General features: G+C 61.8%; 7 protein-coding genes. 2 read left to right on the top strand and 5 right to left on the bottom strand.

From position 1 onward, the window contains the following. Positions 1 to 222: 222 nt before the first annotated feature. Together ASTEX_RS16925 and ASTEX_RS16920 are read right to left on the bottom strand one after the other, a co-directional pair. A complete protein-coding gene (locus ASTEX_RS16925) occupies positions 223 to 2,523 on the bottom strand; it encodes a beta-glucosidase (protein ID WP_013480853.1) in 2,301 nt (766 codons plus the stop codon). An 81-nt stretch (positions 2,524 to 2,604) separates the two neighbouring features. Then, a complete protein-coding gene (locus ASTEX_RS16920; protein ID WP_013480852.1) occupies positions 2,605 to 4,470 on the bottom strand; it encodes a carboxylesterase/lipase family protein in 1,866 nt (621 codons plus the stop codon). 693 nt (positions 4,471 to 5,163) lie between these two features. Here ASTEX_RS16920 and ASTEX_RS16915 point away from each other — a divergent pair. Together ASTEX_RS16915 and ASTEX_RS16910 are read left to right on the top strand one after the other, a co-directional pair. Beyond that, positions 5,164 to 7,386 carry a glycoside hydrolase family 3 C-terminal domain-containing protein gene (locus ASTEX_RS16915; protein WP_013480851.1) on the top strand — a complete coding sequence of 741 codons (2,223 nt, stop codon included), beginning with the start codon at positions 5,164 to 5,166 and terminating at the stop codon, positions 7,384 to 7,386. 119 nt (positions 7,387 to 7,505) lie between these two features. After that, positions 7,506 to 8,531, top strand: coding sequence for a LacI family DNA-binding transcriptional regulator (locus ASTEX_RS16910; RefSeq protein WP_013480850.1), 1,026 nt, complete (start codon positions 7,506 to 7,508; stop codon positions 8,529 to 8,531). Here the strand turns inward: ASTEX_RS16910 and ASTEX_RS16905 are convergent. The 3 genes from ASTEX_RS16905 to ASTEX_RS16895 form a co-directional block, all read right to left on the bottom strand. After that, on the bottom strand, positions 8,525 to 11,707 hold the full coding sequence (locus ASTEX_RS16905) for a glycoside hydrolase family 2 TIM barrel-domain containing protein (RefSeq protein WP_013480849.1): 3,183 nt from the start codon (positions 11,705 to 11,707) through the stop codon (positions 8,525 to 8,527). The genes ASTEX_RS16910 and ASTEX_RS16905 overlap by 7 nt on opposite strands. A gap of 79 nt (positions 11,708 to 11,786) precedes the next feature. Continuing rightward, positions 11,787 to 12,974, bottom strand: a complete 1,188-nt coding sequence (locus ASTEX_RS16900) for a M24 family metallopeptidase (protein WP_041659427.1) — start codon at positions 12,972 to 12,974, stop codon at positions 11,787 to 11,789. A 5-nt stretch (positions 12,975 to 12,979) separates the two neighbouring features. Then, positions 12,980 to 14,209 carry an NAD(P)/FAD-dependent oxidoreductase gene (locus ASTEX_RS16895; RefSeq protein ID WP_013480847.1) on the bottom strand — a complete coding sequence of 410 codons (1,230 nt, stop codon included), beginning with the start codon at positions 14,207 to 14,209 and terminating at the stop codon, positions 12,980 to 12,982. Positions 14,210 to 14,257: the final 48 nt, after the last annotated feature.

The following is a 14,257-nucleotide window of genomic DNA, read 5'->3' as shown; positions in this document are numbered from 1 at the left end:
GTCCAAAAAGTCCTATTAAAAGGCTCATAAACAAGAGGCCTAGGCGTTGGTCCACGTTTCATATGAGATGTGTGCCGGTTTTGTTGAGCTGTTAACCGACCCGTTAAGATTTGCATCAAACGAAGCTTTTTGATCCTGCGCAAGTGCGCGTAGCACCCCGGAGGCGACAACGCCGGCCCGGGGAAAGCCTGACCGGCGTTGCTTTAACTTGCAGAAGGATCGTCAGTTCCCAGTGAGTCTTTGTCCTCTAAGATCAAACGTCGCTTCGGGCAGCGTGACCTCGACCCTTGGCCCCAGAGCATCCGCCGCAGAGCCCACGGACACCGCATAAGTGCCAGCTTTCACCCTCCAGGTGCGGCTGGCGGAATCATAGGTGGCCAGCCCTCGGGGGTCGACCGCGATGGTTACTACGCGACTCTGGCCCGGTTTGAGCGATACCTTGTCCCAGCCGGCCAGACGCTTGGGCGCTTCCCAGCCCGCGGCCTGCGGGGCCGCGACATAGACTTGCGGCACATCAGCCGCCTCGCGCTTGCCCGTATTGCTCACGGTAAGGCGGACCGACAGGGTGTCCTCGTGGACATGAGCCTTCAGACCCTTATAGGCGAAGGTCGAATAGGTCAGGCCGTGGCCGAAGGCGAACAGGGGTTTGAGGTTCTGCCGGTCGAACCACTTATAGCCAACGGCAGCCCCTTCGATCTCGTAATTAATTTGAGTCACAGGCTTGTCTGGCTTGCCCAGCCCGTCGAGAACCGGGCGCGGCAACTGATCCAGCGACGCCGGGAAGGTGATGGGCAGGCGACCCGACGGCGACACCGCCCCGGTCAGCACGCGCGCGATCGCCGTACCACCCTGCGTCCCCGGATACCAGGCTTCTAGCACGGCCCGCGTCTTCGACAGCCACGGCATCAGCACCGGGCCCCCGGTTTGCAGCACGACTATGGTGTTGGGATTGGCAGAGGCTGCCGCCTCGATCAGGGCGTCACCGTTCTGATCCAGCGACAGCGCGGCATCCATCGCTTCGGCGGTCCACTGGGTCCCAAAGACAATGACGACATCGGCGCCGCGAGCCAATTCAGAAGCGGCTTTGATGTCTTTGCCGTCGTCATAGACCACCTCGGCCTTCGTCAGGCGCTTGAGCGCCGCCACCGGTGAGTCCGGATAATAGGTGACCGGACCAGGAAAGAATTTAGGCCCCAGATTGAGGTCGGCAACCGGATTGCCGCCTTTGGCATAGACTTGTGACGAACCGCCGCCCGACAGCACGCCGCGATCGGCGTAGCCACCCAGCACGACGACCTTCTTGGCATTGGCCGCCAGAGGCAAGACACCTTCGTTTTTCAGTAAGACCATGCCCGCTTCGGCATCCGCCTGAGACACTTTGCCGTGCGCCGCAAAGTCGATCTCACCCTCTTTCATCTCGACCGGCTTGTCGAAAGCACCCGTCGTAAACAGCGCCCACAGTACACGCCGCGCCATGTCATCAAGACGCGCCTCCGGCACCTGACCGCTGTTGACTGCATCGGCCAAAGCGCCCGCGAAATAGGGAGCCTTGTCAAACGGATAGCCCGACTGCTGATCAAGCCCAGCATTGGCGGCCGGAATGGTCGAATGGGTCGCGCCCCAATCCGACATGACAAAGCCGCTAAAACCCCAGTCTTTTTTCAGGACCGTATTGAGCAGATAATCGCTTTCGCAGGCGTAGACGCCATTAACGCGGTTATAGGCGCACATGACGGATGCAGGCTTGCCGACTTCCAGCGCATATTGAAACGCCAGCAGGTCAGACTCGCGCCCGGCCTTGTCCGAAATATTGGCAGATGCCGAGTTGCGGTGGGTTTCCTGATCGTTGAAGGCAAAGTGTTTGAGCGTCGAGATGATCTGGTTCGACTGGATACCGCGGATCTGCTCACCGACCATGACCCCGGCAAGCAGCGGGTCTTCGCCGCCATACTCGAAATTGCGGCCATTGCGCGGTTCGCGGGCCAGATTGACGCTGCCCGCCAGAAGAACGTTGAAGCCGGACAGGCGCGCTTCGCGGCCGATCATGACCCCGCCCGAAAAGGCCATCTGACGGTCCCAGGTCGCCGCCGTAGCCAGCCCCGAAGGCAGTGCGGTCCTCAGGCGCGGCGTCGGTCCGGCCTGAGAGGCGACACCGATACCGGCATCGGCCTGCCATTGATTAGGGATGCCCAGACGCGGCACACCGAAGACAAAGCCTGCAGATTGCGGGCGGGCTTCCGCCGGCATCTTCCAGCCCAGCCCCGGAATATCGCCGCGAAGGTTCATCCATTCGGCATTTGAACCGAAATGCCCCATCACCAGGGTCAGCTTTTCGGTCTGCGTCATCTCTTTCAGCAGGAGGTCGGCGCGCGTGTCGGCATCAAGGGCCGTGTTTTTCCAAGGTGTTTCCTTGGGAGGCGGCGGAGGTGGCGGCGGGCCGAACTGCGCCAGAGCGGGGGCAGCGGACATCAGTATGGCCCCAAGGGCGACCGTGGCAATGAGAGAGCGCTTCACGAACGTCATTCTGAATTCCCTGTAGATATGATTATGGAGATTGACGCGCCCCCTGCATTCGGGGGCGCGTCAAAACCTTTTTTTCAGGCCTTATTTTTTGGCCGGAAGGGTGGCCAGATCACCGTCGATTTTCGCCAGCAGATCATCCGTCAGGGTGGGAATATAGGCCTGTAAAGCGAGCAGGGTCAGGCCCCGCGCCATGCCAATCTGCGGGCTGTTGACCACGTCGGGGATGTACTTGCTCAGCACGCCCTTGGCAGCGGCATCGTCCAGCATGTCCCCCAGCGGCGACACCTTGCTGCCGTAATGGCCATCGGCGGTACGGGTCAACGGAGGGGGCGGGGGTGGCAGGGATGCCGCGGCCGCCGTGACCTCCATGCGTGCCTTCCACGGATCAAGCTTGCTGACTGGCACGCCATCGGCGGCAAACAGCATCAGTTCGTCCTTCGCCGCATTATAAGCGGGCCAGTGCGGCAGGCCCGGACCATTGGGATTGCCCGTCCTGGCGAAATTGGCCCAGTAGCTGTTGGTCTGATCGGCGATCTTCGCGTCAGTGGGTGTCAGCTTGTCGCCGTACTTGGCCTTGACCGTATTCATGACGTAGGGAATTTCGGTGGCGTGCGGCGCACCGGTCTTCCATTCGGCCTTCATCGACTCCGCCACATAGCCGAAGCGGAACTCATAGGCCGAAAGCCCTTGCGCGGAAAGCGTGGCCGCCACGAAGCGCGACGGCTCGATCATCGCCTTGTCCATGGCGATTTCGGTATTCACCTGCTGCAAGGACTTGCTGCCGTCGGGGTCATAGGCGGCGCGCGCCTTGTCCGCCAGCGGACCGAAGGCCGCAAACGCCGCATCCTTGCTGGGGGCGAAGCCAAAGCCGATATCGGCTGTAGTGGCCCCGATGATAAAGGGCACCTTAGCCTGACGCCCGGCTTCATAGACGGCTTGCGGCGTCTCAACCACGATCACGCCATCGACCATAGGTCCGCCATAGGTCTGAGCGGCCTGACTCATGGTCATCATGCCGAGGCCGTCATTGACCTCTTCCGCCGTCAGGCTGCGCAGCGCCGCCAGGGCCTCCGGCCCTGTGCCCTGTATCCCTTTACGTTGCGCGAAATTGACACCAAGCGTTTCCGCCGACGGCAGGCCGGGTTTGTCTTCCGACAGGGTGCGGTTGCCCATCAGATTGCCCCGTCCGCCGCCCGACTGCACAATCGCCTTGGCAAACAGGCCCTGCGACTGGCGCGAGGTCATCAGGGTGTGCACCGAGCCGCCGCCTGCGGACTCGCCGAATATGGTGACATTATCCGGATCACCGCCAAAGGCCGCAATATTGGCCTTAACCCACTTCAGCGCAGCAATCTGATCCATATAGCCGTAATTGCCGAGTAACCCGTTATCCTTGTTGTCTTTGGTCAGTTGTGGAAAACCGAAGAAGCCGAAGCGCCCCAGTCGGTAGTTTGCGCTGACCATGATGATGCCCTTGCGCGCAAAAGACGCACCGTCATAAACGGGGGGCGACGACCCACCATTGACGAAGCCGCCGCCATAGATCCAGAAGATGACCGGCAATCTGGCGGTCTTCGATACACCAGCGGGACGCCAGACGTTGACATAGAGACAGTCTTCACCCGGTTTGGCCCCCAGCGGCGCGGCATCCCCGCCAAATGGCGTCTGCATACAGTCATTGCCGAAGGTGTCGGCAAGCTTGACCCCCGACCATTTGGCTGCAGGCTGCGGCGCACGCCAACGCAGTTCACCGAGCGGCGGCGCGGCAAAGCGGATACCCTTGAACGATTCCACACCATCGACGGTGACACCTTTCACCGCACCCGATACCGTTTCGACCGGCACCTGTCCGGCCGCCTCAACCGGCGCCGCGGTCATTGCCACCGCGCTACCGGCAACCATCGCCAGAGCCAGCCGGCTGGCGGATAAGAGCGACACTATAGCCATGTTGTTTCCTCGCCTGACCCCTGAGGGGTCTTGTTTTTGTAAGGTCTCTACTGTGGACGCCGTGGTTAGTCTCCGCGTCGATCATCTCGCGCCTGACAGAGGTTTTTTCAGCCGACAGGCCTCCCCCTGTGGTCAAAGCCACCCCCGCTCAAACGTTTTCCACGTATACCCAGCCTGACGAATTAGGATAACGTTGTCAATACGGCAACACAGGGTCGAGCCCCTAAACGCAAGCGCGCTGAAATCATGACTGTTTTGCCAAAGCGCTGCCCGATACGCCTTGTGAGACATGAGGAGCTTTCGCAAGCGCAGCACACAGATACCTTCCGTAGAAAGGGTTTTAAAGACCTTTGACTCTACACAACTCTGCGACCCGAAGCCCGCAAGCCTCCCGCAGCCAGACCCTTTTACAGGCAGTCTTTACGGGCGGAACGGCGACACTTCCGCTCCCCTCCCGACCAGACACGGTCCCGTGACGGACGCAAAAGGCCTTGACGAACGACGAAATCCGGGAATATTTGAGACAACGTTGTCTCAAAATCCACCCCTATGGATGAAGTCCATCCGGCAACGTGTCTCACGTTCGATACCCCTACCCAGACTGTCCTTGGCCATCCCATCGGGCCGCTCACATAATGAAAAGCCCGGCGTGCGAACCCGTCGCCGAACGGACTTACGCAACAGGGAATGCACATGACCCAGACGACCGCTACATGCACCAGAACCCTGCGGGCCGTTTCGGCTACCGCCCTCCTCCTGGCCTTTTCCGTCTGCGCCGTGGAGGCCCAGACCACGCCCCAAAAGCCATGGCAGAACCGCACGCTCAGCCCGGATCAGCGCGCCAGCCTGCTGGAAAAGGAACTGACTCTGGATGAGCGTCTCAGCCTGCTGCACGGGCCCATGGCGATCCCCTTCTCTCCGGGTATGAAATTGCCCAAGGAGGCGATCGGGTCGGCGGGATATATCCCCGGCGTGCCGCGCCTGGGCATCCCGGCGCAGCAGGAAAGTGATGCGTCTCTGGGCGTTACCAATCCGGGCAATGTGCGCCCCGGCGACACGGCCACCGCCCTGCCCTCCAGCCTGCTACTGGCGGCCACCTTCAATACCGACCTCGCCTACAAGGGCGGCGTCGTGGTGGGACAGGAGGCCCGCTCACGCGGAATTAATGTGCAACTGGCCGGCGGAGTCAATCTGGCGCGCGATCCACGCGGCGGGCGCAATTTCGAATATGTCGGCGAAGACCCGCTGCTGGCCGGGCACATGGCCGGGGCAGCCATCAAGGGCATCCAGAGCCAGAACCTGATCGCCACCATGAAGCATTTTGCCGTCAATGATCAGGAGACGGGCCGCAACTTTGCCAACAGCGTCATTTCCGAAGCCGCTATGCGCGAATCCGACCTGCTGGCGTTTCAGATCGCCTATGAGGTGGGTCAGCCCGGCTCGGTCATGTGCGCCTACAATCTGGTCAACGGGGCCTATGCCTGCGGCAATGACTTCCTGCTCAACAAAGTGCTGAAAACCGACTGGGGCTTCAAAGGCTATGTCATGTCAGACTGGGGCGCGGTCAAAGCGACCGACTTCGCGCTGAAAGGCCTCGATCAGCAGTCGGGCGAACAACTCGACAAGCAGGTGTGGTTCGGCGACCCGCTGAAGGCCGCCGTGCAGACCGGCATTGTGCCCGCCAGCCGGGTCTCCGACATGAGCCGCCGGATCCTGCGTTCAATGTTCGCTGCCGGTCTGTTCGACGCGCCGGCCGCCGTTACCGTCGATCGTGCCGCCAATGGCGAGGTATCGCGTCAGACCGCAGCCGAAGGCATTGTCCTGCTCAAGAACGACGGTAACCTCCTGCCTCTGGCGGCCAGCGCGAAGACCATTCTGGTCGTCGGCGGCCACGCAGATGCGGGTGTTCTGTCAGGTGGCGGCTCATCTCAGGTCACCGCCGATGCAGCGCAGATCGCCCTGCCCGTTGGGGGCGAAGGCATGATGGCGGCCTTTAACCGCATGAACTTCCACCCCTCTTCACCGCTGCAAGCGCTGAAGGAACGCCTGCCGCACATGACTATCCGCTTTGACACGGGCCGCTATACCGCCGAAGCCGTGCGCAAGGCCAAAGAGGCCGATCTTGTGATCGTCTTTGGCAATCAGTGGATGGCCGAAGGCGAGGACGCCCCCGACCTCAGCCTGCCCAATGGACAGGACGCCCTGATCGCCGCTTTGGCCGAGGCCAATCCGAAGACGGTTGTGGTGCTGCAAACCGGCGGGGCCGTAGCCATGCCGTGGCTGAAAAAGACCCCGGCGGTCCTCGCCGCGTGGTATTCGGGCGACCGCGGTGGCGAAGCCATTGCCGATGTGCTGACCGGTAAGGTCAATCCGTCGGGCCACCTGCCCGTCACCTTCCCCACCTCCATCTCCCATTATCCGCGCGCCGACCTACCAGGTCTGGGTCTGCCGGACGGTCAGGTCTTCGATGTGGTCTATGACGAAGGAGCCGATGTCGGCTACCGCCGCTTCGCCGCTCTGGGTCAGAAGGCGCTGTTTCCCTTCGGTTATGGTCTGTCCTACACTCGGTTCGCCTATAGCGACGTCAAGGTGACAGGCGGCGACACCCTGAGCGTCAGCTTTAAGGTCACCAATACGGGCAGCGTACGTGGCAAGGACGCGCCGCAGGTCTATCTCAACCACATGCCGGATGGCCCGGCCAAGCGTCTGATCGCCTTCTCCAAGGTTGATCTGGCCCCCGGTCAGAGCACCACCGTCACCCTCTCCGCCGATATGCGCCTGCTTTCGCGCTTTGATGCAAAGGCGCAAAAGTGGATGCAGCCCGCCGGTCGCTACGATATCTCTGTGGCTCAGGACGCCGAAGATACCGGCCTGACGGCCAGCGCGCAGATGAAGGCCGCCACCCGCAAACCTTAAAAAAAAGAAACCGGAACGGATGTCGGGCCACGGCCTGACATCCGCCGCGGTCATGAAAAGCGTTTACTTCGTCTGAGAACAGAGGAAAAAAACATCTTCCCTCCACTCTGCGCGGCCTTATGAGAAAACTGACCATCATAGATATTGCGCGTGAGGCGCAGGTTTCGATCAAGACGGTCTCGCGCGTGCTCAATCATGAAACCGGCGTCGGGGCAGCCACACGCGCCCGCGTGCAGGCCATCGTCGATGCGCACAATTTCAAGCCCAATGCGGCGGCGCGGTCGCTACCCGGCTCGCGCAGCTATCTGGTCGGGCTGCTCGTTTTCAGTGACGAAATCCATTACTATTACAGTGCGTTGCAGACCGGCGTGATGCGCGCCGCGCGCCATCATGGCTATCATATGATCATGGAATCGTGCCGGGACATGGAGAGGGAGGACCGGCAAAGCGTGCTGCGTCGGTTGGGCTCGTCGCGCTTCGATGCCCTGGTCGTGCCGCCCCCCATGTGTGACAACCCTTTCATTCTCGATATCATCGAGGAGCTAGGGATTCCCTATGTGCGCATTGCCCCGCGCGTCGAACTGGAACGCGCCTCCTTCATCTACATGAACGACACAGCCGCCGCCGAACAGGTCATGGCGCACCTTTGGGACCTGGGGCACCGTCAGATCATGTATGTCGGCTTTCAGGAAACGGGGGCGAGTATCGACCGTTATGACGGCTATACACGCTTCTTTCGCGAAAAGGGCTGTGTGCCGCCCTATCCCCTAATCACGGTCAGTAATGCTACTGCCAAAGGCGCCATCCAAACCGGCGAAGCCCTTCTCAGACAGGCCGACCGCCCAACAGCCATCTTTGCGGGTAGCGATCTGGTCGCCTTTGGTTTGATGACCGCAGCCTCGAAATTCGGCCTGTCTATCCCGTTAGACCTATCGATAGTGGGCTTCGATGACAGCCCCGGTGCTGAAAGCGTCTGGCCGCCCCTGACCACCATCCGTCAGCCTATAATCGATATGGGCGAACGGGCTGTCGACATTCTGGTTAAGGGGCTGGGGGGTGACCTGGCTGTGCGAACCAAAGAAGCGCACCGGCTCGAGTTCAGCTTGATCGTGCGCGGCACCACTTCCGCGCCCCCCGCCTATTGACCCAGCGGGCTGAGCGTAAAGCCATAGCTCAGCGGCGCATTGGGGATGCGGTATTTGACGTGCGGACGCCCAACCGTATTCCACCCTGTATCGCCGCCCACCCCCGTCTGAAGCAAATCAATCATCAGCGTGCCGTCGCCGCGCGGCGTAATATCCGACGAATGGCGCTGCCCCACCGGCTGCTGATAAAGGTCCTCGACCGGGAAGGCCAGGGCATTGGCCGAGAGGGGCTGATGACCGGTGACGCGCACCCCCTGCCCCGTCGCCGTGGTCAGGGTCATCCAGCGCACATCGGTCTTGTTGCCCGACTCCTGCGGCCGGACGTAATTGTGGTACTGATCCGCCACCTTGCCCTGATAGAGGCCGATGGCCGCCCCGGTCTTACGGTCAGCATAGGATTCCTGCGGCCCGCGGCCGTACCACTGAAGATCCGTCAGGGCAGGGCTGGTTGCAAACCTTAGGCCGACGCGCAGCGGATCAGGCAGGTCATCGCGTAGCGGCACATAGTCGGCCTTCACATTCAGTGTACCGTCGCCGTACAGGTGCCAGGTGGTCGTAAAGCGCACCGAACCCGCCCCGACGCGCCAGCCGACCTTGACCTCTCCGGCGTCAGACACATCCAGCGTTTCCAGCGTGCGCTTCTCGCTGAGGGTTTTCCAGATGGCGTGGCTGGTGACGACACCCGTGCCGATGTCATTATCGGTCGGCCCGCGCCAGAAATAGGGCATACCGCCGCTCAGAAGCAGCTGCCCGTTGACGACATAGGCGCTCAGCAGGCCGGTCTTCGCATCAAGCGTCAGTCGCGACCGCCCGGCGCTCAATTCGACGGCTGACGCCGTGCGGGTGACTTTCACCGGCCCGCTGGCGGTCAGGGCCGCCGGGCGCGGCGTCTGAAGGACAAACTGCGTCCAGCCCATAGATGCGCCTTTGGGCAGGCCCGGCATACGGTCATCGGCAGCCACGGCCGAGACGGTCAGCACATATTCCGCCGCCGGGTCATAGCTGACAGCACCAAGATCGAGCGGCACCGCCGCGCGGCCTGCCGCCGGGGCATTGACGCCCATCAAAGTGCCGGTCTTTACCGTCAACCCGTCCTTTTCAAGTTTCCAACCGAAGGCATAGCCCGACAGGTCGATTATGTCGTTGCGGTTGACGACCGTCAGCGTCCCCGCTTTGGGATCGCCTTCAAACACAACCGGCGAATAGACCTTCTGAAGCTCGTAATATTCCGGGTCCGGCGTGCGGTCGGCCTGCACCACGCCGTCACCAATGGTCGAATCCTCCTGCCACTCACCGGTGGGGAAGTCGAAGCCCTGCGCCCAGTAATCCCGGCCTTTTGCGTCCTTGCGGATCACCGCCTGATCGACCCAGTCCCAGATAAAGCCGCCTTGCAGCTTCTTATAGGCGCGGATCGTCTCCCAATAGTCCTCCAGATTGCCCAGACTGTTACCCATAGCATGGGCGTATTCGCACTGGATCATCGGCTGGTTGTAGCGGCTGTCCTTTGCATAGTCGGCCATCTTGACCGGGCTGTCGTACATGGGGGCGTAGATATCGACATAGGCGTTGGGGCGGTGCTCCTCGCCGATCGTGCCGTGACCCAGAAAGTTGAGCAGGCGCGTCTTGTCGTGGTCGCGCACCCACTTTGCCGCGCGCTCAAAGGCCGGACCGATGCCGGCCTCGTTACCCAGTGACCAGAAGACGACCGAGGTGACGTTCTTGTCGCGTTCGACCATGCGCGACACGCGGTCGAGGTGCGCTGCGTACCAGTGCGGCTTATAGCCCAGTTGGGCCTTGTAGCGCTGATTGATGTCACGGATCATGGCCATATAGGTATGGCTCTCAATATTGGCCTCATCCATCACATAGAGGCCGTATTCATCGGCGAGATCATAGACGTGCGGATCGTTGGGATAGTGCGACATCCGCAGCGCATTGACATGCGCCTGCTTCATCAGTTCCATGTCCCTGCGCGTCGTTTCCGGCGACACCACGCGGAAGGTATGGGGGTCGTGCTCGTGGCGGTTGACACCCTTGATCATAACGCGCTTGCCATTGACCTGCACTTCGCCATTGCGGATTTCGATGGTGCGGAAGCCGATCTTTTTCGCGGTGGCCGAGACCAGCGCACCCTTGATATCACGGTATTCGATGACCATGCGATAGAGGTTCGGCGTCTCCGCCGACCATTGCCTGACGTTTTTGATCGTGCCCGAAAGCCGGGCCGGCTTATCCGAGGTGGCCCGTCCCCTGGCCGCCAGCACGACCGTTTCGCCGTCGTACAGGGTGGCGGTGATGGTCCCCTCCCCCTTGACCCCTTTTAGCTCGGCCTCCAACGCAAAAACACCGTCCGAATAGGCCTTATCGAGGAGGGCCGTGACCGTATAGTCGCCCAGCCGCGTTTTCGGTTCGGCATAGAGATAGACCGAGCGCTCGATGCCTGACAAACGCCAGAAGTCCTGATCCTCAAGGTAGGAGCCGTCGGCATAGCGATAAAGCTCGATACTGATGGTGTTCTCGCCCGTGCGGACATAGGGCGTCAGGTCGAACTCTGACGGCAGTTTGGAATCTTCTGAATAGCCGACCTTCTGCCCGTTGACCCAGATGTAATAGGCTGCGCCCGCCGCACCGATATGCAGGAAGACATCCTTGCCGCTCCAGTTGGGCAACTCAAAATCGCGGCGATAGGAACCGATCTCATTCACCTCGTGGCGGACATAGGGCTCATTGGCCCCGAACGGATAGCCGGCTCCGCTGAACAGCGGCACGCCATAACCCTGCGCCTGAAGGATGCCAGGCACCTGCACCGTGCCCCAGTCGGAGACATCGAAATCGGGCTTGTAGAAGTCCACCGGGCGGGTTTCCGGCGTTTTGGACAGGGCGAATTTCCACGTGCCATCCAGCGACAGATAGTTGGCCGAAGCCGCTATCTGACCCGCCACGGCCTTTTCCACGCTCTCATAGTTGAAGAAGGTCGCCTTCATGGGCAGACGGTTGACCGCCAGCACTTCGGGCTGTTCCCATTCGGCGCGACCGCTGACATCGGGCGGCGGGGCATCGGCTATGGCCTTCAGCTCCGTCGCCGTCTGCGCCTGCCCGCCGCTTGCGGCCAGCAGCGCCAGACACGAAACCGATACCGCACACAGGACGCGGCGCGCCCCCACCTTGCTGACCATGATCTGCCCTTATCTGTAGATTCAGACCAATTTATTATACGGTATACACTATGGCAATCATCTGTTTGGATTTACTCGCTCACAACCGGTCGATGGCCGCTTGGGGTTCCGTAAACCATTTCGCCCCGTCCTCCGTGACGTACATATGGTCTTCCAGACGAATACCGAAGCGTTCCGGCACCACGATCATAGGCTCATTCGAAAAGCACATGCCCGGCATCAGCGGCGTCTTTTCACCGCGCACCAGATAGGCCGGTTCGTGGATGCTCAGGCCGATGCCGTGACCTGTGCGATGCGGCGTGCCTGGTAACTGATAGTCGGGCCCAAGCCCGTGCTTTTCCAGAATGGCGCGGGCCGCGTAATCGACGCTCTCGCACGGCTTGCCCACCTCGACAGCGGCAAAGGCGGCGGCCTGCGCCTCTTTTTCAATGTTCCAGATGCGCTGCTGCTCCGCCGTCGCCTGCCCATAGACATAGGTGCGGGTGATGTCGGACGTATAGCCCTGCACGTGACAGCCCGTGTCGATCAGGACGAGATCATTTTCCTTGAGCGTCTGCACCCCCGGCAGGCCGTGCGGATAGGCGGTGGCCTGGGCGAATTGCACGATGACGAAGCTGTTGCCCGCCGCCCCCATCCGGCGGTGCGCTGCCTCGATAAAGTTGATCACCTCGGTCGTGGCGATGCCCTCTGTTAGAATGCGCGCCGTGGCCCGGTGCACGGTTTCGGTCATCGACTTGGCCTGCTGCATCAGGGCCAGTTCGGCCTCAGACTTATACATGCGGCAGCCATTGATCACCGCCGAGGCCTCGCGCACCTCAAGGCCGGTCTCGCGCATCAGGCGGCTGACCATCTCGAAGCTGATGGCCGGATCGACGGCCAGCACGCCGCCGCCCAGGTCCTGCATGGCCGCGTGGATCAGGGCGTGCGGGCTCTCGTCCTCCTGCCACAGGCGCAGCTCCGCCGGGATCTTCAGATCGGCCTCCAGCGACCCGCGCTCGAAATAGGGGCAGATGATTAACGGCTCACCCTCGACCGGCAGCAGCATGGCCACTAGCCGTTCCGACGCGCCCCACGGTACCCCGGCGAAATAGCGCAAAGACGCCCCGGCCCCAACCAGCAGCGCCTTCGCCCCCAGATCACGCGTCAGCCGCCGCGCCTTGTCCAGACGCGCCTGATATTCATAATCGCCGATGGCTGGCACGGCCTGCGGCGGGCTCAGCTTCGCCAGTTCGGCCTCGATCGTGGAACCGCCAATGCTCATAGACATACCTCTTATCCGAAACGCTTGATATCAAAGGCCTGAGGGCCTACGCCCGTCTCGACCATGTCGGCGACGATCTCGCCGGTGACAGGCCCCAGTGTCAGGCCCAGATGCTGATGCCCGAAGGCATAGTAGAGATTCTGCGCCTTGTCGCTGCGCCCGATGGCCGGCAGATAGTCCGGCAGCGTTGGGCGTATGCCCATCCATTGCGCCACCTCGCCACCCATCGGCAGACCTAGTTCGCTGACATGCTGCCGCAACCTCTGCCATTTGCGCGCGTCCGCAGGCGCATCGGGCTGGTTCAGTTCGACAAAGCTGGCGGCGCGCAAGCCGCCCTCAAAGCCCGTCACGATCATCGAGCGGTCTTCAAACACCACCGGCGGCAGGCCTGCGGACCAGCCGTGCTGCGCGCTCTGGATATGGTAGCCGCGCTCGGCGATCAGCGGCACGGCGTGGCCGATCCCCTGCATCAGCGGTTTGGAACGTGCCCCGGCGCAGACGATAACGGCCTCTGCCGCGCGCATCAGCCCGTCATCGCTTTCGACCTGCGCATGGCCGTCGCGCACGCTCAGCCCCGCCGCACTTTGCCGCACAGCCTGCCCGCCCGCCGCGAGATAGCATGCTTCCATCTGCGCCAGCAGGCGCACATTGTCGGCGACCTGCCCCGTGTTCTCAAAGCGGATACCGCCATGCAATGGCCGCGGCGTCAGGGCCGACACCGCCGCCCGCTCATCCGGCGTCAGGACGTGAAAACGCGCGGTTCCGGTATCCGTATCGGACCACGCCTCCAGACCGGCCTTTGCCGAGCCCTCGCTCTCCCAAACGACATAGTGGCCGTCTTCGCGGATCAGGTCGGGCGCCCCCAGCGATTGCACCAGCCGTCGCCAGGCGGGCATGGCCTCGCCCATAAGCCCGGATAGGGCCACCTTGCCGTGCGCAAAGCGCGTCGGTTCGGCTGCGGCCATCAGTTGAAAACCGAAGGGCAGCCACGCGGAAATCCCTGACGGCGGAAAGGACAAGGCCCCGCCGCGCGCGAACCAGCGCCGCCACGCGCTGCGAATCAAGCTCCATGAGGCCAGCGGCTCCACCTGTTCGATAGCAATATGGCCCGCATTGCCGTATGATGCGCCCTTCCGGGGGGAGTCCGGGTCCAGCAAAATCACATCGCCGCGACGTTTCTGGAGTTCCAGGGCGATGGACAGACCGACGATTCCGCCCCCGACAACGATAACCTTAGACAAATGAACGTTCCTTCTTGCGCCGCATCATTGCATATTGTATACGGTATA

It is taken from the genome of Asticcacaulis excentricus CB 48 (genome assembly GCF_000175215.2).
GTDB classification, from domain to species: domain Bacteria; phylum Pseudomonadota; class Alphaproteobacteria; order Caulobacterales; family Caulobacteraceae; genus Asticcacaulis; species Asticcacaulis excentricus.
This window is presented reverse-complemented; position numbering and strand designations above follow the sequence as displayed.